The sequence below is a fragment of the Olivibacter jilunii genome (genome assembly GCF_900607235.1).
In the GTDB taxonomy this organism is placed as follows: Bacteria; Bacteroidota; Bacteroidia; order Sphingobacteriales; family Sphingobacteriaceae; genus Olivibacter; species Olivibacter oleidegradans.
On record NZ_LR027849.1, the window covers coordinates 918866 to 944133 of the forward strand.

General features: G+C 40.6%; 16 protein-coding genes. 3 read left to right on the forward strand and 13 right to left on the reverse strand.

Annotation, left to right across the window (positions count from 1 at the left end; all coding sequences use genetic code 11):
- Positions 1 to 6: 6 nt before the first annotated feature.
- Together E0E36_RS09955 and E0E36_RS09960 are read right to left on the reverse strand one after the other, a co-directional pair.
- Positions 7 to 2865 (reverse strand): glycoside hydrolase family 31 protein, encoded by a 2859-nt coding sequence (locus tag E0E36_RS09955; protein WP_130855816.1) that lies wholly within the window; start codon positions 2863 to 2865, stop codon positions 7 to 9.
- 202 nt (positions 2866 to 3067) lie between these two features.
- Entirely contained in the window at positions 3068 to 7081 is a 4014-nt protein-coding gene (locus E0E36_RS09960) for a hybrid sensor histidine kinase/response regulator transcription factor (protein WP_165446955.1), read from the reverse strand.
- Between the two features lie 385 nt (positions 7082 to 7466).
- Between E0E36_RS09960 and dnaE the strand changes: the two genes are divergently transcribed.
- Complete coding sequence (gene dnaE, locus E0E36_RS09965) at positions 7467 to 11948, forward strand: DNA polymerase III subunit alpha (RefSeq protein ID WP_130855818.1); 4482 nt, start codon at positions 7467 to 7469, stop codon at positions 11946 to 11948.
- A gap of 118 nt (positions 11949 to 12066) precedes the next feature.
- On the forward strand, positions 12067 to 12387 hold the full coding sequence (gene trxA, locus E0E36_RS09970) for a thioredoxin (RefSeq protein WP_013667172.1): 321 nt from the start codon (positions 12067 to 12069) through the stop codon (positions 12385 to 12387).
- A gap of 65 nt (positions 12388 to 12452) precedes the next feature.
- Here trxA and E0E36_RS09975 read toward each other — a convergent pair whose 3' ends face one another.
- The 10 genes from E0E36_RS09975 to E0E36_RS10020 form a co-directional block, all read right to left on the reverse strand.
- On the reverse strand, positions 12453 to 13637 hold the full coding sequence (locus tag E0E36_RS09975) for an aspartate aminotransferase family protein (protein ID WP_130855819.1): 1185 nt from the start codon (positions 13635 to 13637) through the stop codon (positions 12453 to 12455).
- 81 nt (positions 13638 to 13718) lie between these two features.
- On the reverse strand, positions 13719 to 14120 hold the full coding sequence (locus tag E0E36_RS09980) for a hypothetical protein (RefSeq protein WP_013667170.1): 402 nt from the start codon (positions 14118 to 14120) through the stop codon (positions 13719 to 13721).
- 6 nt (positions 14121 to 14126) lie between these two features.
- Positions 14127 to 14822 carry a hypothetical protein gene (locus E0E36_RS09985; protein ID WP_149105716.1) on the reverse strand — a complete coding sequence of 232 codons (696 nt, stop codon included), beginning with the start codon at positions 14820 to 14822 and terminating at the stop codon, positions 14127 to 14129.
- A gap of 17 nt (positions 14823 to 14839) precedes the next feature.
- Positions 14840 to 15409 (reverse strand): RNA polymerase sigma factor, encoded by a 570-nt coding sequence (locus E0E36_RS09990; protein WP_130855821.1) that lies wholly within the window; start codon positions 15407 to 15409, stop codon positions 14840 to 14842.
- 66 nt (positions 15410 to 15475) lie between these two features.
- Positions 15476 to 16429, reverse strand: a complete 954-nt coding sequence (locus E0E36_RS09995) for a transketolase family protein (RefSeq protein ID WP_130855822.1) — start codon at positions 16427 to 16429, stop codon at positions 15476 to 15478.
- A gap of 38 nt (positions 16430 to 16467) precedes the next feature.
- Positions 16468 to 17313, reverse strand: a complete 846-nt coding sequence (locus E0E36_RS10000; protein ID WP_130855823.1) for a transketolase — start codon at positions 17311 to 17313, stop codon at positions 16468 to 16470.
- A gap of 114 nt (positions 17314 to 17427) precedes the next feature.
- The gene (gene bcp / locus E0E36_RS10005) at positions 17428 to 17889 is read right to left on the reverse strand and encodes a thioredoxin-dependent thiol peroxidase (RefSeq protein WP_013667165.1); all 462 of its coding nucleotides are present in this window, start codon (positions 17887 to 17889) and stop codon (positions 17428 to 17430) included.
- Between the two features lie 58 nt (positions 17890 to 17947).
- Positions 17948 to 19663 (reverse strand): M23 family metallopeptidase, encoded by a 1716-nt coding sequence (locus E0E36_RS10010; protein WP_130855824.1) that lies wholly within the window; start codon positions 19661 to 19663, stop codon positions 17948 to 17950.
- Positions 19664 to 19670: 7 nt separating this feature from the next.
- The gene (locus E0E36_RS10015) at positions 19671 to 20282 is read right to left on the reverse strand and encodes a fumarylacetoacetate hydrolase family protein (RefSeq protein ID WP_130855825.1); all 612 of its coding nucleotides are present in this window, start codon (positions 20280 to 20282) and stop codon (positions 19671 to 19673) included.
- Positions 20283 to 20588: 306 nt separating this feature from the next.
- Entirely contained in the window at positions 20589 to 21104 is a 516-nt protein-coding gene (locus E0E36_RS10020) for a T9SS type A sorting domain-containing protein (protein WP_130855826.1), read from the reverse strand.
- A 256-nt stretch (positions 21105 to 21360) separates the two neighbouring features.
- On the opposite strand from E0E36_RS10020, the gene E0E36_RS10025 reads away from it, so the two are divergent.
- Positions 21361 to 23307 carry a KUP/HAK/KT family potassium transporter gene (locus tag E0E36_RS10025; protein ID WP_130855827.1) on the forward strand — a complete coding sequence of 649 codons (1947 nt, stop codon included), beginning with the start codon at positions 21361 to 21363 and terminating at the stop codon, positions 23305 to 23307.
- A gap of 148 nt (positions 23308 to 23455) precedes the next feature.
- Here the strand turns inward: E0E36_RS10025 and E0E36_RS10030 are convergent, their stop codons facing one another.
- Positions 23456 to 25165 carry an amino acid permease gene (locus tag E0E36_RS10030; protein ID WP_130855828.1) on the reverse strand — a complete coding sequence of 570 codons (1710 nt, stop codon included), beginning with the start codon at positions 25163 to 25165 and terminating at the stop codon, positions 23456 to 23458.
- Positions 25166 to 25268 lie beyond the last annotated feature (103 nt).

Consider the following 25268-nt stretch of genomic DNA (forward strand, 5'->3'; position numbering starts at 1 on the left):
GTTTATTTAATTGTTTGTTAGTTTTACCTTGATACTATTGCCCTTATAGCTCACGCTTGTGTTGGGTTTAGCTTGGCTATCTATACCGCTAGGTCGTTGCTTGCTGACAAAAACGATGTTAAACATCCGACTTTTAGGCGCGGCCGTGTAGTTTCCTGTTCTTTTTGAAAAGGTGACTGTTTTTGTTTGATCGTCGTATTCAATTTGAATGTAGTTAAAACCTCCTTTTTCATAGTTATAGGTGAGTCCATCGTCTTCATACAAGGTGAAATCGCCATTTCCGCCTTCGAAAACATACAACGTAGTGGCTTGATCATTTTTTTCGTCAGTATACTGTAGGGAGGGGCCCAACGGTAGAATGGAGCCCGCTTTAACAAAAACAGGTATACGCTCGAAGGGAGCAGGTGCATCGATTTGTTGGCCTCCTTGGACCTGTTCACCGGTGTAAAAGTTATACCAGGAAGTTCCGGTCGGTAAATAGAGGGTGCGACTGTTGGCTCCTTTACGGGTGACCGGGTTGACAAGCAAGGACGGACCCAACATAAACTGGTCGTTGATATTGTAAGTTGTAGTATCGCCGGTGAAGTCCATAGCCAATCCCCGTAGTATACTATAGTCGTCGTGATAGGTTTTACAGGCTAAGCTATACAGATAGGGAAGCAACCGATAACGTAGGCGTATATAGTATACCATGCTATTGTAGGCCGGATGTCCTTCAGGAGCGATGTTAAAGGGCTCTCGGAACGGAAACTGCCCGTGAGCCCTAAAAATAGGCGTAAAAGCGCCAAATTGGTACCATCTGCTGTTTAGTTCGCGCCATTCTTCCTGATCGGCAGCCTGAGGTTGGTAATATCTTTTTTCAACTAAAAAGCCGCCAACATCCATTGTCCAATAGGGAAGTCCGGACATTGAGAAATTCACACCAGCTGCTATCTGGTCTTTCATATCATTCCAGGTAGAAGCAATATCTCCACTCCATGTGGCAGCGGCGTAGCGCTGTTGCCCGGAAAATCCGGAACGTGTAAGCATAAAAACTCTTTTATTAGGATCTTCCGCTCGCTGACCTTCGTAAATTCCTTTGGCATTTTGCAATGGGAAGGCATTATAATAACGTGTCGAAGATCCGATAGACGGTTGAAACACGTCTTTCCTTTCCTGAACACTTATATTCGAATGAATATCCGGTTCGCTAGCATCCATCCAGAAAGCATCAACACCTTTTTGATAGAGCTTTTTATTGAGCAAGTCCCAGAATCCGCGCCTTGCCTCGGCATTGAAAGGATCGTAAAACGTCGAAGTGTACCCTTTTCCTATCCAATCTTTCCTGCCATCCGCAATGTTTCGTCTATATAGCCAACCATATTCCATGAATTGAGAATAGGTGGTAGCTTCTTGGTTAAATTTAGGCCATACGGAAATCATGAGTTTGAAATGGTCTTTATGCAGTTGAGAGATCATTCCTGTTGCATCAGGGAAGCGTGCAGCATCAAAATTTTGGCCTCCCCAATCTTTTTCGGGCCAATATGACCAATCGAGTACAAGATTATCAATTGGAATGCGGCGTCGTCTAAATTCTTTGGCTACTTCTAGGATTTCAGCTTGCGTTTTATAGCGCTCGCGACTTTGCCAATAACCAAACACCCATTTGGGCATCACGGGTGCCTTTCCGGTAAGCGTACGATACCCACTGATTACGTGGTCCATATTACTTCCTTTAATAAAGTAGTAGTCAATGCCATCACCCGCTTCTGAATCGAAGCCAAAGATTCGTCGCCCTGCTTGTGGAATGGGGCGTTGCCAATTTATTCCTAAATACGACTGGGCGCCTTCCGGTTTCCAATCGATTTGTATGGCGTGTTTCTCATTGGCCTCCGTGGCGAATTCCAATTCGAAGGTTCCGGCATTCCATGATTCCCTCCACCGGTCCTGTAAAAGTTTGCCGTCGATCCAAACCTTGATATAGCCTGCATACTTAAAGTGTAGGCGTTGTTTACCGGTTAAAGGAGAGCTAAAGTGACCCTCGTAACGAACTAAACACTTGGAGAGGTCAATTCCTTGAGGAAATTTATATAAATCACTCAGATCATTGTAATCGATATCCGATTCGGCGCGCGTTGTAAAAACCTCTTTTTCGTTTTCTTTATTTACATAGCTCGCTGTTAACCAGCCTTGTTGACTATCTTTTGCATACAATGCTAAACCGGATAAAGGCAATAGTTCGCGCGTGTCTCCGACTTTAGTAATAGCGTAATTATTCCATAAGAGCCCATAGTTTTTTGTAGACAATAACATGGGTACGGCAACATCGGTGTTGTATTGCAAAAGGGTGACTTGCTTGCCCTGGTAATTCATAATACCGTTTTGATGTTGGCCAAGTCCGTATAAGCCTTCGTCTTCACTTATTTTAAAATCTTGCTTTATTTTGTAAAACACATCGCCGTTGGCAACGCCCGGAGTAAATGCTTGGGCATTTCTTGGCATTTCGCATAAGATGGTATCGCCATTAGGATTTAAGAAGGCTATCTGGCCTGTCAGCAGGGAAATACTAAGTTGAAGCACTTTGTTTTTGAGGTGAATGGTATTCCCGGTTTCCTCAATAGCGTGTGGCGTCGACTTACTTTGAAGTGTATCGGTGATGGAAAGTTGGGCCGACTGCTTTACCGAGTTGTTTAAGGGAGTTGACCTGATATGTACAATGCTGTCACGAATGAATTCAATTGCTAGATTTTGATCAATCGTTCCGGGAGCATTTCTAAATGTCAACGAAATTCCGTTTTCAGTTTTTCGATAATCAGCTTTCTGTGCATTTACCAGTAGTGGTAAACTGCAACAAAGTAGGGCAAAAAGAGTAGGTAATTTTGGCATGTTTTGTTACAAAAAAAATTCTTGTTTTACAAGTTTTGGTTAGTTTGTTTTGGTTAGTCCTGTAAAACTTGTGAGACAAAACTACGTGTACACCCAATATGGGAGGGGACGGAAATGTTTATAAATAGGGGTATTTTGGTTAACAATATAGATGTGGATGCTTGCTTTATCGCGTTTTTTCGTCGCAAAAGGTATAGAAAATCTACTGATTCTGTTTATACACAGAAGGCAATACCGCATACATTGCCTTAAAATATTTGCTGAATTGTTTAGGATTATTGAAACCGACTTGATAAGCTACCTCTGCAACACTTAGATTGGATTTTACCAGGAGTTGAGCGGCTTTGCGCAATCGAATATTACGAATAAACTCGGAGGGCGTATGGCCATTTAATGCTAAAAGGCGTTTGTATAAACCTACGCGACTAATGTTTAGGGCTGCCGCTAAATCTTCTACTGAAAATGTCGTGTTGGCTATATTATCTTCCACGATTTTGGCTGCACGCCGTAGAAATTTTTCGTCCTCAGATTCAATGGCGGTGATAGAAGGAATAACTTCAAGTTGTTTTTTATAAGTTCTTTCCAATAATGTCTTTTGCTTTAATAGGTTGTCGATTTTTGCTATTAGCAACTGGAAATGAAAAGGTTTGATGATATAATCTGACGCGCCGGAATCAGTAGCTTTTAGCTGTATCGCTTCATCGCTATAGGCTGTCAATAACATAACGGGTATATGACGGGTTCGGGAATCGTCTTTTATCTTTTTGCATAAGTCAATACCCGAATCGCCGGGCATCTGTATATCCGAAATGATTAAGTCGGGATGTTGCCCAAGTGCTTTTACCCACGCTGATTGTGCATCAAAAGCATAATCCAGTTGAAACTTATACTTTAAGTTTTCATATAGGTAAAAAATCAAATCTTCATCATTATCAACCAAAAGTATTGATGGAAGCTTTTTCCCTTGCTCCCTTTTGTGTTTTTGTGGATGGAGATCGGGTCCAACTTCAGCTAGTGCAGATAGGGCATCGCTGTTTTTTTCAACATTAACAGGTAATGGTAGATCAATTGTAAAGGTGCTACCCACGTTCTCTTGGCTATTGAGTGTAATTGTTCCACCTAGCAGTTGCACGTAATCATGTGTAATTGATAATCCAATACCGTATCCTTGATTGTAAAGGTTCTTGGTGTCAACATGTTGAAAATAACGTTCAAAGATTTTTTCTTGCTGATCTGCGGGTATACCTATTCCTGTATCTTTCACTTTTATTTCTAAGTAATGTGAATTTGCAGCATCTTTTACTGTAAGTATTACCTCCACTTTACCATTTTTGTCGGTGAATTTCAACGCATTACTTAATAAATTAAATGTAATACGTTCGATTTTTTCTTGATCGAAATAGGCGTAAAAGCTGCCTTTATTTGAGATGAATGAGAGTGTTATATGTTTTACGGCCGCCAGATCCATAAAAGAATCAACATGTTCTCTGATGTGCGAGATGATATCACCTAAAGTTAAGTCTATCTTTAGCTTGTTGCTGTCAACCTTTTTTAAATCAAGAAGTTGATTGACTAAATTCAATAACCTTTTGGCATTGCGCTTCATGGTTTGCAACTGAGTCTTTTGTCCCTCATTTAGCTTTTCATCCAGTAATCGATCAATTGGTGCTAGGATGAGACTTAATGGTGTGCGAAATTCATGACTTATGTTAGTGAAAAATTGTGTTTTAGTTCTGTCTAGCTCAACTGCCTGTTTAAAAGCTTCGCGCTCCTGTTGCAGTCGAAATCGGCTTTTTTGTCGTTTCCTTTCAATATGTCGGATCAGTAAAAGCGAGGCACCAAGCAACAGAATGTAAGAGACATAGGCCAGAGGTGTTTTCCAAATGGGGGGAGCAATTTCAATGCGGAGCAAGGTATAGGGATCGCTCCATTGTCCATTATCGAGCGACGCTTTTACCTTGAATTCGTAAACACCCGGATCCAAATTCGTAAAGGTTATTTTGTGATCGCCCTGGTCAGGTAACCAATTGTCATTAAAACCTTCAAGCTGATAGAGAAACCGTCGATGCTCCTTCGTTATATATTCAAGCGGCGAGAAGGTAATTGTAAAAATATTCTGATCATAATTTAGGGATATGTTTTTGGTATAGGTAGGGGAATTGATTAAAATGGAACGACCATGATATTCTTTATCGATTTCCAATGTCTCGTTGAATAATGAGAAGGCTGTTATTACCGGTTTAAATGGCGCTTTTAATTTAGGAATATCCTTTGGGACGATGATGTTAAAACCAGCTGGCCCACCGAAAATAAGCTCTCCCGCTTTTGTTTTGTATACTGCATTTTCATTAAAAGAAAGGCCCTGAAGACCATCTTGGGTATGGTAATTTTTGATATCCGGTAATTCGTTATCGCTTTCCCGATAGTGTATGCATGATAGGCCTTTTAAGGTGCTTACCCAAAGTCTGCCCTGTGCGTCTTCTAATAAATTCAGCGCAAAATTATCAGGTAGGCCATTTGTATTCCGAAAAACTTGAAAGCTATTTGATCCAGGTTTATACAAGTTTAGACCATCTTGTGTAGCAATCCAAATACGGCCATGTTTATCTTGCAATAAATCCGAGATATAGTTATTGCTCAAGCTGTCTTTCCCGGTTCCGGCCGTAAACTTGTAAATGATTTCGTTAGATCGATTCAATATCACAATTCCCTGCGCACCTCCGACCCATAGATGTCCGTTTTTATCTTCCATTATGGCTGATATGTATTTCGGTATGCCTGCATTGTTCACACTGACAAACCGATCGTATTCCGCTTCATAGTAATAAAGCCCGTTTGATAGCGTTCCTACCCATATCCGGCCTCTGCTATCCTGATAGATTTCCCATATATTATTATCATGAGGGTATCCATCTCGATCTGATTCAAGCGGGTATTGCTTAAACGTCTTGCCGTCGAACATATTTAGGCCGCCGTGGTAAGTGCCAACCCAAAGTCTATCTTTTGTATCGAGCAGCATGCTGACAATGATATTGCTACTTAGGTCGTTGGGTAAGTCGGTTTGCTTATAAGTTTTGAACTGATTCTTGGCGCGGTCGAAATACAAAAGACCACCGCCATTTGTACCTATCCATAAATTGCCCTGACGATCTTCTGCAAATCGATTTACATCTTCAAAGGGTAACCCTGTTTGCTTGTTTACCAGCGGGAACATAAAAAGTTGCTTATGATAATAGCTTAGCCCTTGTTTATATGTTCCAACCCATATGATTTGCTGGTCATCCTTATAGAGTGAAATGGTGCTGTTCTGTGCTATCGTGGAAGCATTGGCATCATGATGAAGAATATAGGACACGGAGAAATCCTTTTTGTGTAATAGATTAATTCCACCATGATCAGTTGCTAACCAGATATTGTTGTTTTCATCCTCGGTAATATGGGTAACTACATCCGTATTCAGCGCAGCAGGTTTGCTGTTTTTATGCAGGTGTCTGGCGTCTGTTTTTCCCTTTTGGAGGTAGTAAACACCAAGCGGAACATCTGTTGAGTAAACCCAAAGGTCGTCATGCCGATCACAAAATAGTTTAAAGATTGCACCAGACAAACCATCAACCGCTTTTGTGATCGCTTGAAGACGTTTTCTGCACACGAGGGTTTGAATATCTATAATCTCTATCAATCCATTTGCGTAAATTGTATGCAATGTTCCATTGCTTTGCGAAAGCGCTATACCGGTTATGTTTTGTCCGTTGAGGCTTTGAAGGCGGACGCTCGTTTTTTTTACAGGATTATATCGATATAAGCCATTTCCAACAGTTAGAAACCAAAAATTCCCCTGACTATCTCGCTCTATTTGAATAATGTCTGTAGGCGGTAGTCCATAGGTTTTTAATACGCTATCTACATTCCTGACGAAATTTTCGTGTTTGTCCTGATAGATGTTTAAGCCTTTTTTACTTTTTATCCACAGTTTGTTTTCAGGGCCGATAAACAGATCGATGATATTATTGTCCTTTATGCTGGTAATATTTGCGTTAGAGTGGCGGTAAACCTTGATTTGACGGCCATCGTACCGGTTTAAGCCCGCTGAAGTACCGAACCAAAGAAAACCGGTTGAATCTTTAATAATGGCGCTTATGTGGTTATTGGATAAGCCATGCTGCTCGTTCAACTGGTAGAATCGAATATTAGCTATACGTTGTGCTAACGTTGTCATTATGCTAAACAGCATCAAAATCAGGGTATATAGGGTAACTCGTCGCACGGTTAAGCAATTTATTTCAGTGGATCGACAGTAGATGATTAGATCAAAACTGTTGGTTTTTGTTAGTTTTTGTTCCACCAAACCTATAGAAAATTGGCGTGATTTCCAATTTGCTAAATAACCTTAACTGAAATAAGCATAAATATAAAACAATAATATACCGTTAAAAAGCGAAATCTCTGATAGTTTGAACAGAATAGCGGTAGCGGAAAAAAACTTGCTTTCTCTACGGTATAATTTCTGACATATGTGGATACTTTTGTGATCAGGTGGCAAGCGGATACGTTTAATTTTCTGTAGTTTTGTGTCATCTTATTGCTCAATCCATTTAATAGCTATGTACTTAATTTTTGATACTGAAACGACAGGATTACCGAAACGTTGGGATGCACCCATTACCGATACAGATAATTGGCCGCGCTGTGTGCAGATAGCTTGGCAATTACATGACGATATGGGCCGTTTGATTGAGCATCAGGACTATCTGGTTAAGCCGGAAGGTTTCAATATTCCTTATGATGCTGAACGGGTCCATGGTATCTCTACCGAGCTAGCTTTAGAACAGGGAATTGATCTGGTTGAGGTGTTGGAAAAGTTCAATATTGCTTTGGATAAAGCCAAGTTTATTGTTGGACAGAATATCGGTTTTGACATCAATATTATGGGTTGTGAGTTTCATCGGATGGGAATTGCCACAACCATGGGCGAGAAGGCGGTATTGGATACCTGTACAGAGGTTACGGCAAATTTGTTACAGCTACCGGGAGGTAGGGGTGGTAAATTTAAACTTCCCAATCTGACAGAGCTGCATGCATATTTATTTGGAGTACCCTTCGCTGAAGCACATAATGCAACCGCCGATGTTGAAGCTACGACACGCTGTTTTCTAGAGCTGATCAAGAAGAATATTTTCACTGCGGCTGAGTTACAAGTTCAGGAAGATTATTTTGAGGTTTTTCGAACGAATAATCCAGATCCTATCGCGGCAGTTGGTTTACAGCATGTTAATCTGAAAGCAGCCTCTGATTCAATTAGGCGACGTTTAAAGGCTGATCAAGATAGCATTTCACAAAAAGAGCTTGACGCCAACAGAGAGGAGCTTAAAGAAGTCGATTACGTACACCTTCATAACCATACGCAATTTTCCATTTTGCAATCGACCATTTCTGTTTCCGATTTAGTGAAGGCCGCCGCTAAGCATAGAATGCCTGCTGTAGCAATTACTGATCATGCAAATATGATGGGCGCTTTTCACTTTGTCAGCAACGTGCTGAATCATAACAAGGCGGCAGAAGCCAAAAATAAAACAGCCGTGGAGAATGGAGAGGAGCCGAGCGAAGTGATCATTAAGCCTATCGTGGGCTGCGAATTTTTTGTTTGTGATAATCATGCGGATAAGACGAGAAAGGACAATGGTTACCAGATTGTAATGTTAGCAAAGAACAAGACAGGCTACCATAACTTGGCCAAGATGTCTTCGTTAGCTTATACTGATGGATTTTATTATGTACCTCGTATCGATAGGAAGATAATTGAGCAATATAAAGAAAACATTATCGTCCTTTCAGGAAACTTATATGGTGAAATACCGAATAAGTTACTCAATATGGGAGAAAACCAGGCGGAGGAAGCTTTGATATGGTGGAAGGAGACTTTCGGTGAGGACTTCTATATCGAATTGATGCGACATGGCCAGGAAGATGAAAATCGTATCAATGCCAGTTTAGTTGAACTGGCAAGGAAACACGGGGTAAAACTTATTGCAACTAACAATACGTACTATATAAACAAGGAAGATGCGCATTCACATGACATTCTTTTATGTGTTCGGGATGCGGAGAAACTAGCGACACCTAAAGGGCGCGGTCGAGGCTTCCGTTACGGACTGCCCAATGAGGAGTACTACTTCAAATCGGGCGAAGAGATGAAGAAACTCTTTACCGACATCCCTGAAGCGATTGCAAACATCCAGGAGATTGTAGACAAGGTAGAGGTTTACTCACTTTATCGTAATGTACTTTTGCCAAAGTTTGATATTCCTGAAGAATTCCAGGTAGCAGAAGATCAGCTGGACGGCGGTAAAAGAGGAGAGAATAAATACCTTCGACATTTAACTTATGTAGGTGCCGCTAAGCGTTATAGCGAGATTACACCGGAGATAAGAGAGCGGCTTGATTTTGAGTTACAAACAATCGAAAAAACCGGTTACCCAGGCTACTTCCTGATTGTACAAGACTTTATTGCGGCGGCTAGAGAAATCGGCGTGTCCGTTGGGCCGGGTCGTGGCTCGGCTGCAGGCTCCGCGGTCGCTTATTGCTTGGGAATTACAAACATCGATCCAATTGCATATGATTTACTTTTTGAGCGTTTCCTAAATCCCGATCGTGTTTCCATGCCGGATATTGACATCGATTTTGATGATGAAGGCCGAGGACGGGTAATGGACTACGTTATAAATAAATACGGCGCCAATCAGGTAGCACAGATTATTACCTATGGTACAATGGCCGCCAAATCTTCTATTCGAGATACGGCAAGGGTGTTGGACTTACCATTATTTGAAGCGGACAAAATTGCGAAACTCGTACCAAACTTAAAGCTTAACAAGCTATTTAATATGGATGCACAGGCCTTGAAGAGCGCTTTAAGAACAGAAGAGCTTGAGAGTGTCCGCGAATTAATCAATTTGGCAAATGGTAATGATCTCGGAGCTGAAACAATCAGGCAGGCGAAAGCATTAGAAGGGTCTGTGAGAAATACAGGAATACATGCCTGTGGTGTAATCATTACGCCGGATGATATTACCAATTTCGTTCCTGTATCCACGGCGAAAGATTCCGAGCTTTACGTAACGCAGTTCGATAACTCGGTGGTTGAAAGCGCAGGTTTATTAAAAATGGACTTTCTGGGTTTGAAAACCTTAACCTTGATTAAGGACACGGTCAGCTTGGTGAAACATACGAAGGGGATTGAACTAAATCCTGACTTTTTTCCGATTGACGATGTGAAGACCTACGAGCTTTTCCAGCGCGGTGAAACGGTAGGTATTTTCCAATACGAGTCGCCCGGCATGCAGAAGTATATGAAGGAGCTAAAGCCGACCGTTTTTGGTGACCTGATTGCTATGAACGCTCTTTATAGACCCGGGCCATTGGAATATATCCCCAGTTTTATCCGACGAAAAAATGGAGAGGAACCCATTACCTACGATTTGGAAGCTTGTGAAGAGTACTTAAAAGAGACCTACGGTATCACCGTTTATCAAGAGCAGGTGATGCTTCTCTCCCAGAAGCTAGCCGGTTTTACCAAAGGTGAAGCGGACGTTTTGCGTAAGGCTATGGGTAAAAAGCAGCGCGATGTACTGGATAAAATGAAACCGAAGTTTGTGCAACAAGCAGCGGAAAAAGGACATGATGAAAAGGTTTTGGAGAAGATATGGAAAGATTGGGAGGCCTTTGCAAGTTATGCCTTTAATAAATCGCACTCCACTTGTTATGCGTGGGTGGCCTACCAAACAGCCTACTTGAAGGCTCATTATCCTGCCGAATATATGGCCGCTGTATTATCCAATAATATGAACGATATCAAGCAAATATCATTCTTTATGGAAGAGTGTAAACGAATGGGATTAACGGTTTTGGGTCCGGATGTAAATGAATCATTCTACAAGTTTACGGTGAACGACCAGGGAGCTATACGCTTTGGTATTGGTGCAGTAAAAGGAGTTGGAGCCGGCGCTGTAGACACCATTGTGAGCAATAGGGATGAAGGCAAGTATCTATCCATTGCCGATTTTGCCCGGCGCAGTAATCCACGTACGATCAATAAGAAGGTATACGAAAGTTTGGTGTATAGTGGGGCTTTTGACTGTTTTGGTATAAACAGGGCGCAATTCTTCCATGTGCCTGAGGGGCTAAGCCAAAATGGGATAGAGCGTCTAATAAAATATACGAATGATTACCAGTACAACAAAAATAATGCAGCTATGTCATTGTTCGGAGGAACCAGTGATGCGGATATTCCCGAACCATCCTTACCGCCATGCCCTGAATGGGGATTGATGGAGAAGCTGCGTTACGAAAAAAACGTTGTTAGTATGTATATAACCGGGCATCCAATGGATGACTATCGTTTGGAATTGGAGTATTTTTGTCAACACAAGGTGAGTCAACTCCACTTGATTGACAAAATGAAAGCCGGTGCAGGGAAAGATGCTGATAACGGACAGGACGCAGGACTAGAATCTCCGGAGGAAGGAGTAGAAGATGTCAAAACGGAATTTGCTAAGATAAAAAATAAGGATTTAGTAGTAGGAGGGATGGTTACCGCAGTTTACCATGGCATGACCAAAACGGGCAAACCCTATGGACGTATGACCTTTGAGGATTACAGCGATTCGTATGAAATGGCACTTTTTGGTGAAGATTATGTTAAATTTAAAGGGTTTATGAACGAAAACTACTTTTTGCAGATTAGGGGCACAGTTAGTGAACGTTTTCGACAACAAGATAATTGGGAGTTTAAAATCACTTCGATTCAACTATTGTCTGAGCTTCGGGATAAAATGGCGAAATCGATCAGTATTCAGGTACCGCTGCATGAACTGAACAATAAGTTTGTAGATAATCTGCAACAAATTATTCATAAGAATCAGCAGGAACAGGAAATTAGAAATTGTCAATTGAAGTTTGTATTGTTAGACTATGAAGATAAGGTAAGCTTAGAGATGCCTGCAAAGGGCATGAAAGTACATCTAAGTAATGAGTTTTTACAAGATTTGCGAGCTTTAACGGGCGATAGGGGCTATAAGTTAAATTAGTGTCAGATTGTCAGATACTATACTTTGGCAAAGCTTTTGAAAGTTATCTTTGTAATATCAATTCTAGGATGTAGGAAAATCTTGGATATTAATAATAAGCATATAAAATAAAAAGATAATGGCATTAGAAATCACAGATAGCAACTTTGATGAAGTTGTTTTGAAATCAGACAAACCCGTGTTGGTGGATTTTTGGGCAGAGTGGTGCGGACCATGCCGTATGGTAGGACCTGTTGTTGAAGAATTAGCAAAAGATTACGACGGTAAAGTTGTTGTAGGAAAAGTGAACGTGGATCACAACGCCGAAATTTCTACTAAATACGGAATTAGAAATATCCCGGCTTTATTGTTCTTTAAAAACGGTGAGATTGTGGACAAACAAATCGGTGCCGTGCCTAAGTCGGTTTTGGCTAGTAAGTTAGAAGCACAGTTAGCTTAGGTTTTCGCTGTTAGGTATTAGCTGTTAGCAAATTAGCTAATGGCTAAAGCCTAATAGCTTAAAGCTCATAAACGATCCAAACCCTGTTTAATAACCGTACAAGCTGCTATTATTTCTTCCTCTTTAATAATTAATGGCGGAGAAACGCGCAAAGCCGTTTCGTGATGTAAAAACCAATCGATCATGACGCCATTTTCTGCACAGTATTTACTAACAGCTTCGACTTGCTGAAAAGACGTTAGCTGAATGCACATCATGAGGCCAATGCCTCTTACTTCTTTTATGAGTGGGTGCTTCAAATGAGCTTTGAATATTTCATGTTTCTGTGGAACAGTATCCATTAATTTCTCTTCCAAAATAACCGTTAAGGACGCCAGCGCTGCAGCACACGATACAGGATGTCCGCCGAAGGTGGTAATATGGCCTAAGATCGGATTTTCTTTAATAACATCCATTATTTCTCTTCTAGCAATAAATGCCCCTATGGGCATACCCCCACCTAAGCCTTTTGCAGTTAATAATATATCCGGGACAATACCATAATGCTCAAAAGCGAAAAGTTTTCCAGTTCGTCCCAGCCCTGTCTGTATTTCATCTAGTATAAGAAGAGCTCCCGTCTCATTGCAACGTTTACGTAGCTGTTGCATATAATTTATATCCGGCACACGGATGCCCGCCTCTCCCTGTACGGCCTCAAGCACTACGCCAGCGGTATCTGTGGTGATTTTTGAGAGATCGTTGAGTTCGTTATAGTTGATATAAGTTATATTAGGAAGCAAGGGCTCATATGGTATTTTATATTTTTCATCTCCCATTAAGCTGAGAGCACCTTGCGTACTTCCATGATAGGCCTTCTTCGCAGCAATAAACGCGGAGCGTCCGGTGTATTTTTTAGCTATTTTCATCGCTCCTTCAGTTGCTTCGGTGCCCGAATTTACGAAATAGATGTTGTTCAGGGTAGAAGGGAGTTGCTCTAACAACTTAGTAGCCAAGGCCACCTGAGGTGCTTGAATAAATTCGCCATATACGGTAACGTGGAGATATTTTTCCAGTTGATCGCGAATAGCCGTTAAAACTCGAGGATGCCGATGTCCGATATTACTAACAGCGAAGCCTGATACTAGATCCATATACTTTTGGCCGTCGGGCCCATAAAGGTAAAGCCCTTCTGCTTTTTCAATTTCTATTAACCGTGGGCTTGTAGACGTTTGTGCGGTATTCAATAAAAAAAGTTGGCGATTACTTAACATAGAAATCCTTTCAATTCACTCTGTGCGTCGAAGGTACAGATTTAAAATAGTATAGAGGTACGGGCGGGCGATAAAGATCTTTTACTCGTTTCGTCGGTCTTTCAACTCCTGCAATAGTTGCTCCCTAAATTCTCGCTCCGCTTCAAAAAATTTAGCGGTTCGTTGTGCATTTATTATAGGAATAAAAGCGTCACGATAACGCATCTTCAAAGCTAAGACCTCCGAGTCATAGTCTAATTCACTTCTCTTTTTTCCGGTTTTAGTTCGCCGTTGATGAATCAGTGCCCTCATTTCCCGCTGGTATTGATTATATAAAGGGAAAAAACGTTCAGCATCAGCCGGACTTAAGGAAAGTTCTTTGGTTATGTAGGCTATCTTGGCAGCTTCAATCTGCTTAAATCGATTCTGTTGATCTCTATCTTGAGCCTTCAGCGTGAAGATAGAAGCAACCAACAGTATATATGTAAAAAGTAATTTCTTCATTTCAAGTTAGATACTGTAATCCAAATAGGCTTCTATATCTTCTTCTGAAAATTTGGGTTTATCCATTTGAATGACACCATCAAATTGAGCTTCAAGAAAAGCAGCGTCTCCCGGTTCACTATAATACTCCAGATAGTTCACAATTTCATTATCGGGAATGCTTTTCAAAGTACGTTCAAAATTGTTGGATTGATACTGAAAGAAACCGTAAACACCTAAGCCGATTGCTATGCAAGCCGCTGCCGCATAGCCGATCCAGGTTAGATTCCGATTTTTCCTTCTTATTGGAAATGCAATCTCCCTTGTCTTTTCGTTTTTAGCTGTGGAAACTATCGCTTGATTGATTTTTTTATCTAATTGATCAAAATAATTTTGCGGTGTGACAAAACCCGAGGTCGTAACTTTTTCCCTTAGTTTTTCGATGAAAGGGTGATATTCAGTATCTTCAAACGTAGAATTTGCCAGTGTCAGGTTGTCTTCCTTTTCTATTTTGGCAATGATATGGTCACTAAGTGATTCAAAATACCCGTTTGGTACAGTGAAGCTTTTCTCCATATCGGAAATGATGGAGACACGTTGCATGATGTTAGCTTCCAATCGATCAAAGTAATCCGTAGGCACAATAAATGGCGTATCCTTTGGATTAGGCGGCACCCCTTGTATGCCAGCTAAATCATCTTGATAATTACGTTCATTGTCCATAGTGCTCATAGTAACTCTTAGATATAGATTACGCTAAAAGGTTTAATCGTTATCACTAAAAAATTGTTCAATTTTTTTACGGCTAAATGATAGGATGCTTTTAGCGCACCAACACTTGTTCCCAGGATTTCAGAAATTTCGTCATATTTTAGATCATCGAAATATTTCATATTAAAAACCAGTCGCTGTTTCTCCGGTAAGGTTAATAAAGCTTGCTGTAATTTTAGTTGAGCTTGGTTTCCGTTGAAGTAACTTGAGGTAGTGAGGGTGTCCGACAAATAGGAAGCAGAATCATCATCTAAGGATATACTTTGATACTGCTTCTTTTTATTTAAAAATGTAATACACTCATTGGTTGCGATACGATAAAGCCATGTGTATAGCTGCGCATCGGCTCTAAAGTTCTCCAGATTTTTCCAAACTTTTACAAAAATATCCTGCACCAAATCATCCGCGTCATCGTGATCTACTACCAGCCTACGGACATGCCAGTAAATCCGCTGCTGGTATTTTTTTAGCAATAAATTAAAAGCCTCATTTCGAGTTCTTTCGTTAGAGAATTTTTCAATTATTATTGAATCTTCCATTAGAGAGCTTGATGGTTGATAACAACGGAAGGAAACCTGTTACCTTCCGTTGCTAACCTAAACCATTTATTTTCTTTTGATAACTTTCTGAGCGGCGCTAACAATACTCGCAGCATTTAGTCCGTATTTCTCCATTAATTGTGCAGGTGTGCCACTTTCTCCGAAGCTGTCGTTAACAGCAACATATTCTTGGGGAGCTGGATGGTTTTTAACCAACACTTGGGATACGCTATCACCTAAGCCGCCAAGACGGTTGTGCTCTTCTGCTGTCACCACACAGCCGGTTTTAGCCACAGACTTTAAGATTGCTTCTTCGTCCAAAGGTTTAATGGTATGAATATTTATAATTTCAGCGTCTATTCCCACTGCAGCAAGCTGTTCTCCTGCTTGAATAGCTTCCCAAACTAAGTGACCGGTTGCAATAATCGTAACATCGGAGCCCTCGTTTACCATCCAAGCTTTGCCGATTTCAAATTTTTGATCCGGGTCGGTAAAGATTGGTACGACAGGGCGGCCGAAACGAAGATAAACAGGACCATCGTAGTCGGCGATCGCGATCGTTGCGGCTTTTGTCTGGTTATAATCGCAAGGATTAATCACCGTCATACCGGGCAACATTTTCATTAAACCGATATCTTCCAATATCTGATGGGTAGCGCCGTCTTCGCCTAATGTTAGACCGGCATGTGAGGCACATATTTTAACATTTTTTCCGGAGTAAGCGATAGACTGGCGGATTTGATCATAAACTCTTCCCGTGGAGAAGTTTGCGAAGGTTCCGGTGTAGGGGATTTTTCCGCCAATGGTTAAACCGGAAGCAATTCCCATCATATTAGCTTCAGCAATTCCTATCTGGAAGAATCTTTCCGGAAAATCTTTGATGAATGCATCCATTTTTAATGATCCAACTAAATCGGCACACAGTGCAACGACATTGCTGTTTTTTTTGCCTACTTCATGTAAACCAGCTCCAAAGCCCGAACGCGTGTCTTTCTTGTCCGTATATGTATATTTCTTCATTTCGTAATATTGAATAGTGTATGACCAAGTCAGGTCAATTAATAATCTCCTAAAGTTTCTTCAAGCTGTGCTAGTGCTGTAGCTAGCTGTTCATCATTGGGTGCTACACCATGCCATTTATGAGATCCCATCATAAAATCAACGCCATATCCCATTTCGGTATGCATAAGAATCATAATCGGTTTTCCTTTTCCGGTACGGCTTTTCGCTTCCGTTAAGGTTTCGATGAGCTGCGCCATATCGTTACCTTTTGCCTCCAAAACATCCCATCCGAAAGCCTCCCATTTGGCTTTTAAATTACCTAAAGAAAGTACACGTTCGGTTGGACCATCGATTTGTTGACCGTTTAGATCAATCGTTGCGATAAGGTTGTCCACTTTATTATGTGGCGCATACATGGCAGCTTCCCATACTTGGCCTTCTTGCAATTCGCCATCGCCCATTAAAACATAAACCAGTTTATCATCCGCATTTAATTTTTTCGCACGGGAAGCCCCGATTGCCACGGAAAGTCCTTGACCAAGAGAGCCAGAAGCAACACGCACACCCGGCAAATGTTCATGTGTTGTTGGATGCCCTTGCAGCCTGGAATCAATCTTTCTAAAAGTTGCTAGTTCACTTTTGTCGAAGTATCCGGCACGTGCCAAGGTGCTGTAAAATACGGGAGATATATGTCCATTGGACAAAAAGAAAATGTCTTCTCCAATACCATCCAAGTTGAACGTAGGATTGTGTTCCATTTGATGGAAATAGAGAGCTACGAAAAAGTCTGCACATCCCAGTGATCCTCCCGGATGGCCGGACTGGCAACCATGTACCATGCGTACGATATCTCGACGTACTTGCTTTGCTATGTTTTCAAGTTTTGCTATGTCTGCACTCATTATAATTTGTGTTAAACGATATTAAGATGCTAAGATAAATATTTTTAGTTATTAGCCGTTAATTAATAGTTGTTAATTTGACACTTATATTAGTTGGTCTTTTAAATAAATGGTCTATTTTACCAAATCCCGTATCTGGCGGGAAGCATTTTTATTATCGACCTTTCTGATGATATGTTCAATGATTCCCTTTTCATTGATCACAAAGGTAGTTCTGGCTGTTCCCATGTATTTTCTACCATACATATTTTTCTCCACCCAAACACCGTAGTCCTCAACTATCTTTTTATCCTCATCAGCCAATAAGTTGAAAGGGAGTTCATACTTGCTGATAAACTTTTGATGCGATTGTTCACTGTCAATACTCACTCCTAATACCTCATATCCATCTTGAAGGAGAGACTGATAATTATCTCTAAAGTTACAGGCTTCGGTGGTGCAGCCCGGTGTATTATCTTTCGGGTAAAAGTATAAAATCACTTTTTTACCTAAATAGTCTTTCAGTTCTACGGTTTCACCTTTTTGATTTTTGGCCTTAATCGCCGGTGCTTTATCACCTTCTTTTAGTTCTTTCATTTTTTTAGTTATTAGATTTTAGCCGTTAGCTAATGACTAATAGCCAATGGCTGACAGCTTATTTCACAAAATCCGCCTCAAATACTTTTTCGTTGTCTTTCCAGTCTTTTACACGCAATTTGAACCGATGCCTTCCTTTAGGGAGGTTGTCGTCAAAGGTATGTCGGAGAGATGCACTTTTGGGATCATATTCCATTAATATCCATTGATCATCTATGTAGCCCTCAAATGACTGAATTCCTGACAAATTATCGGATATTTTGAAGTTAATCCGACTGTAGGCACTCATATTTTTGTTTGCAGAGAGATTAAGCGAACGGATAATGGGAGCGACGGTATCAACGGTGATATAAAAACTTCCCAGGGTTCTTGCAGTCGTCATAACAAAACCATCTTTATAAATGCCTCCTTGCGAATCGCCTTGCGCATTTACAATAAGAGCTTTGGATTGCAAGTTGCGGGGCACGTCCTGCGCATTAATTGCCAAGCTATATCCCTGATGCACCGGAACCATGCGGTTATGGATGTGCTGTAGATGCGAATAAGCACCTTTTGGACGCGTGCCTTGATCGTATCTAAAATATAAATCGCTGTATAGGCTGCCTTTAGGCAGGTTAATCTTTATCGCGTCATTTTCAAATTGGTTATCTTGCCCATAATAAAAGAAAGTCGTTCCTTCGTGATTCTTTTTTGCTATCGTATACTGAGGATCGTTTCTGACTTCGAATGATAAAGTACTCACATTGCCCATTATATCTTTTACTTTATAAAGAAGCCGATGACTCTGTTGATCTTTAATATGGATGATACCCCGATTATGAAGATTGTGGTAAATTTCTAGTTTGTTCCCTTGTTCCACGAAGCTCTTTTGTATTCTTCTTTTATGTAATATATAAGACGCATAATCAATATGTGCATTAATGGCTCGACTATTGTCAAAAGAAAAGCTTTCCCAGGCCGCTGTATAAATGTTCTTTCCATCCAAGAAAAGTTCAATGGAGTATACGCCGTTTCGATTGGCCGATGCAGAATTGAGGTCGGAAGCTACAATTCCAAAAGCGGTTGGTCCGTTGATGATAATTGTTTTTGTCGGGGTAATTTTATATTCACCACCGGTCCCCGAAACCTGAAAGTGTTCTCTTTCTGTGTTTTCGTCGTATGTATCGCTTCCAAATCGATATATCGTTAAAGCGCTAATAGTAGGAGGGACCCTGTCGGGAATTGTCAGTCCAAAAAGTTGAGCGTTAATGGTATGCTCGGTCTTAGTATCTCTAAGTTCAAAATGTAAATGGGGTCCAGCGGACCCACCGGTATTCCCCGAGAATGCGATGACGTCTCCCTTCTTCACCGGAATCATTGTGGCTGTCAACGGAAAATCTACATCAAATCTTTTTTCACTGTATTGCTTATCTTTTACAAGTGTGGCGATTTTTGCATTGAATTGTTGTAGATGCATATAAACGCTGGTATAACCATTTGGATGATCTATATAAAGCGCATTTCCGCCACCACCTATTTGGATGCGGGCACGAGAAATAAAGCCATCAGCTACGGCGTAAACCGGATAACCCTCTCGCTGATTCGTCCTATAGTCTGTTCCAGAATGAAAATGGTTTGACCTCAATTCACCAAAGCTTCCGGCTGCCTGCGGCGCTAAGTCTAGCGGAGGACGAAAATAGTTCTGCGGGTATTGTTTTTGCTGAACGCGCGAATCTTGAGCTTCTACCGGAAGCATGAAATGGAGAAATAGCGAGGTAATATAGAGAAGTTTCATCCGCAATTTACTTTATATTGAAATCAAGTAGCTTTTGGTCTTCAATATAACCTTCCAAATGATCGCCGATAGCCACAGGGCCTACGCCGGCAGGTGTTCCTGTAAAGATTAGATCGCCCTTACGGAGTGTAATGTATTCGCTTACAAAGGATATAATGCTCTCAAAAGAAAAGATCAAATTGTTTGTATTCCCTATCTGAACTTCTTCTCCGTTTTTCTTTAAACAAAAATTAATGTTATAGATATCTGCAAAAGTGTTTTTTGGAATCAAAGTACTAACGGGCGCCGATTGATCAAAGGCTTTTGCCAGTTCCCAGGGTAGACCTTTTTGTTTATGTTCTGCTTGAAGATCGCGTGCTGTAAAATCGATTCCCAAACCGATGGAATCATAATAGGTATCAGCAAATTTTCGCTGAACATGCTTTCCCTCTTTGCAAATTCGGATCACTATCTCAATTTCGTGATGGACTTCCTTTGAAAAATCAGGTAGATAAAAATCTTTATTGTCTTTAAGTATTGCTGTATCCGGTTTCAAAAAAATTACAGGCTTTTCCGGTACAGGATTGTTTAATTCGTGGGCATGGGCTACATAGTTTCTACCGATTGCTATAATTTTCATTTAATAATTTGTTTTAAAGTGGCAATGAAGCTTGCCTGCCTACGGCCAGCAGGTTTCATTTAATAATTTGTTTTAAAGTGGCAATGAAGCTTGCCTGCCTACGGCCAGCAGGTTTCATTTAATAATTTGTTTTAAAGTGGCAATGAAGCTTGCCTGCCTACGGCCAGCAGGTTTCTGTAAATATACCCCCAAACCTACTACAAAAAAAAATTGCAACGAATTTTTTGATTGTTAATTTAAATAAAAAAACCATCCGTTTCCAATTGGAGCGGATGGTTTCGAATCAGAAAAGTAATTAGTTTTTATCTAGAGCACTTCAATTCGCTTAACAATAGTTTCTGTACCGGCAACAACACGGATAAAGTAAAATCCCTGGTTAAGCTTACTACCCAAGTTAAAAGTGTTGCTTTGTTCTCCCGCAGACAGACGTTGTGAAAGCAAAGTAGTTACTTCATTTCCCAACGCATCCATCACTTTGATGGACACATTACTATCTTTGTTTAGTTTAAAGGACAAACTCAGTTGATCTGAAATTTGGTTTGGAAAAACCTTCACATTACTGAGCAGCTTTTCATTTTCGGTCCCCTCCATCTTTTGTGCCCCCATTAAGGGAGAAAAAGGTTTGAATCCAAAGTGCAGATCGCTGACCTTATAGGCTTTGTGGTCAGAAATTCGACTCTTCTGCATGGGTGTTTGCTGCTTTCTCGATGCGGAATCCATTTCTAGACTGAGAGAAGCCGCCGCATGCGTGTCTATTTTTGCTAGCGTAAAGACTACACTTAAAATAAAAAGATATAGAATAGAAAAGTATTTATATGCCATAGGTGTCGCTTCAAATAGTTATTGCAAAAAAAGAGAAGTGGATCGTCACAAAGGGAAACACTTCACCAGTTAGCTTGACTACAAAAATATAATAAATATATTTCAATTTTTAGAACAAAGCAAAAAAAAGATAGTTTTTAACAATTTTTAACAACTTTTTTCGTTTGCTCTGTTTTTGAATTGATTGGAAATGAGACATGCTTTCAAATATCAATATATTAGCTACATTTGCCTCGTAAATTAGAAAAATTAATCAGTGGAAAAATCAAAAGATTTACACAAGTTAAGCGCTGCGGGTTTATTGGTTAGTTTGGGGGTGATATATGGCGACATAGGAACCTCTCCTTTATATGTATTCAAAGCCATTATAGGTGACGATGTTATCACATCTGAGTTGATTTATGGGGGATTATCCTGTATTTTTTGGACTTTGACTTTACAAACTACCATAAAATACGTTATCATCACGTTAAAGGCCGATAATAAGGGAGAGGGTGGGATTCTGTCTCTATTCTCGCTAGTCAAACGGAGAGCTAAGTGGTTAATATTTCCGGCCATGGTTGGAGCTGCCGCTATGCTTGCTGACGGGATGATTACGCCACCAATCACCGTATCTTCCGCAATTGAAGGGTTGAAAATCTATAACAAAGATTTGCCCACTGTTCCCATTGTGATCGGCATCATTTCTGTTTTATTTGTTATTCAACGATTTGGAACATCGGTGGTAGGAAGAGTGTTTGGTCCGCTGATGTTTGTTTGGTTTACGATGATGGGGGTTTTAGGCTTACGTTACTTGGTTGATATGCCCGAAATTATTGCAGCTATCAACCCGTATTATGCCATTAAACTTCTAATTAATTATCCGAATGCATGGTTGATTTTAGGAGCGGTATTCTTGTGTACTACAGGTGCTGAAGCACTTTATTCAGATTTGGGCCATTGTGGGCGCGCGAATGTTAGAATAAGCTGGATTTACGTAAAAACCTGCCTATTAATGAATTATTTTGGTCAAGGCATTTGGTTGGCACAGCATCAAGGTGCCTATCTAAACGATCAGAATCCTTTCTACCTCTTGATGCCGGAGTGGTTTTTGACGATTGGCATTACCATTGCAACGATAGCAGCTATTATCGCATCGCAAGCTATGATATCGGGATCGTTTACCCTGATTGCTGAGGCGGTGCGACTTAATATCTGGCCGAAAGTGAAAATTAACTACCCAAGTAATCAAAAAGGCCAGTTGTACGTGCCATCGGTAAATTTACTTTTATGGATTGGCTGTATGGTCGTAATTTTAATATTCAAAGAGTCGCGCAATATGGAAGCGGCCTATGGATTAGCCATCAATACCACCTTTCTAGCAACAACTGTCTTAATGGTAGCGTATCTTTTCAAAAAGCATACACCACGGTATTTGATTGCGCTTTTTTTCATCATTTACATGGGGATAGAACTGGCTTTTTTAGCGGCAAACGGCGCCAAAATTGCTCATGGTGGATGGCTGACGCTGCTTTTGGCGAGTGTGCTTTTTGCTGTTATGCTTTGTTGGTGGTGGGCTCGAAAGATAAAGAATAATTTTGTACGCTATGTTGATATAGAGGATTATTATCCTATATTAAGTGAATTGACAGAAGATGAAACAGTGCCTCGCTATGCTTCTCAACTCGTATACCTGACTAGCGCCAATTTTAGATCGGAAATAGAGTCGAAGATTGTTTATTCTATTCTTCAGAAGAAACCAAAACGCGCCGATGTATACTGGCTGGTTCATGTTGATGTGACCGATGAACCCTATACAAATGAATATAAAGTGGATCACCTAGTTAAGGGCAAGTTGATACGAATAGATTTTCGTTTAGGATTTAGAGTCGAACAACGTATTAGCCTGTTGTTCCGAAAGGTAGTAGAAGAGTTAGTGAAAAACCAGGAGGTAGAGATTACAAGTAGGTATAAAACCTTGAAGAAATATAATATGGTGGGTGACTTTCGATTTGTGGTCCTCGAAAAAGTGGTTTCAAGGTCTAATAATCTAGGGTTTATGGAACGTATCGTAATGGATGCCTATAATCTGCTGAGGCATTTCAGTTTATCAGAAGAAAGAGGTTTCGGCTTAGATTCCAGCTTCGTGACCATTGAACGTGTACCACTTGTCATTTCGGGTACAAAAGAAATTAATATCAAACGAAGTTATTGGAAGCAGTAGGTTCGGTTAATTAGCCAATTAGCGAATTATTCGTAAGTGTTAGCTTTTTCGGCACTCATGAACTCCCAAAGGTCGGTTAGCCAATGTAATGGTGGTGGGTTAGGTGGTTGTGACAGTTGTACTTACATACCGACAGGGTAACTAAAGCTTAGAGCTTATCGCCTAAAGCTCTATGGCTAGCATTCAATTTTGACTTTCTATAGCCGTAAATGAAGTAGATGATAAGACCTATAACGAGCCAACCAATAAATATAATCCAGTTGCTTGCGCCAAGTTCAGTCATGAGGTAAAGATTTACCAAAATACCGGCTACCGGGAGTGTCGAGAAGTTGTATTTGTAGCTGAGAACAGTGAGTATGACCCAAGTAAGCCAGAAGATTATTGTGAGCGATTTATGTTCGATTAATTCCACGGCAGAGAGATCAACCCATTCTTTTATCGTTGCTTTACCATATATGAACAGACCTAGCACTGTTATTAAGAGGGCTAAACCGACTATATATTTGCCGTTGACGTAAGGAACCCGGAACTTTGATTGTTTTGAGATCCCTTGATGATCTAAATATAAAACACCACCACAAACCAATATAAAGGCAAAGAAAGTACCTACACTGGTTAAGTCTACAAAGAAATCCATTCTAAAGAATAGCGCAGGAATCGTAACCACGATACCGGCAATAATGGTGGCAAAGCCAGGTGTTTTATACTTGGGATGAATACTGGCAAATTTTTTCCATAATAGACCATCTCGGCTCATCGTCATCCAAATGCGTGGTTGACCCAATTGAAAAACCAATAGGGCACTGGTAATAGCTATAACAGAACTAATGGAGATGACTCCTGCCATAAAATCTAATCCTGTTGATTGAAATACAAAGGCTAAGGGATCATTCACGTTCAATTCTTTATAGTTCACCATCCCTGTTAGCACAAGCGTTATTAATACATATAAAACGGTACAGATTAAAAGGCAGTAGATCATAGCACGTGGGAGGTCACGTTGTGGATTCTTACATTCCTCCGCTGTAGTTGAAATGGAGTCAAAACCGATGAACGCAAAGAACACAGCTGCAACACCACTTAAAATTCCTTGAATTCCATTAGGTGCGAAAGGACTCCAGTTTGCCGGTTTAACATAAAAAGCACCCCCGATAATAACAAAAAGCACCACGCTGACTTTAAGAATGACCATGATGTTGCTTGCAGTTCTTGATTCTTTAATGCCAATATAGACCAGCCACGTCACCAAAATCGTAATAAGGCCAGCCGGAAGGTTGCAAACAAGGGCAATATTACCTAAGTGGGGAGCTTGTTCATAGGCCGCTGCTGCAATTTTTTCAGAAGAACTGAGAGCTTCGGAGCCCGCTTGTTGTAGTTTATGGAAAGCTTCATAGGCGCCTTCGGAAGAAGTTGTAAGCCACAGTGGAAGTCGGATGCCGAAGCCCTTTAGCATGCTTACAAAGTATTCAGACCACGAGATGGCAACCACCATGTTGGACACTGCATATTCCAAAATAAGTGCCCATCCGATTATCCATGCGAATATTTCACCGAATGCAACATAGGCATAAGTATAGGCACTTCCGGAAACGGGGACGGTGCTTGCAAATTGCGCATAAGAAAGCGCCGTAAATACACATGCTATCGCTGTAAAAACGAATAAAAGCGAAACTGCCGGACCACCGTTATAGCTTGCTAATCCTATTGTACTAAAGATACCCGCCCCAACAATAGCCGCTATACCGAGCGAAACTAGATCTTTTACGCCTAGGACTTTTGCTAATCCTCCGCTTCCTTGATGATACGTGTCTTTTTGGATTTGCTCAACGGTTTTTTTGCGGAAGAGTTTATGAGCCATACGATGTTTGGTTGTTAAACAGCAATTAAAATTAAGGCCCAAACATAAAAAAAATATTTTATTCCGTTGTTATGGACACCAAATAAAGCTGCATCCATTCTTA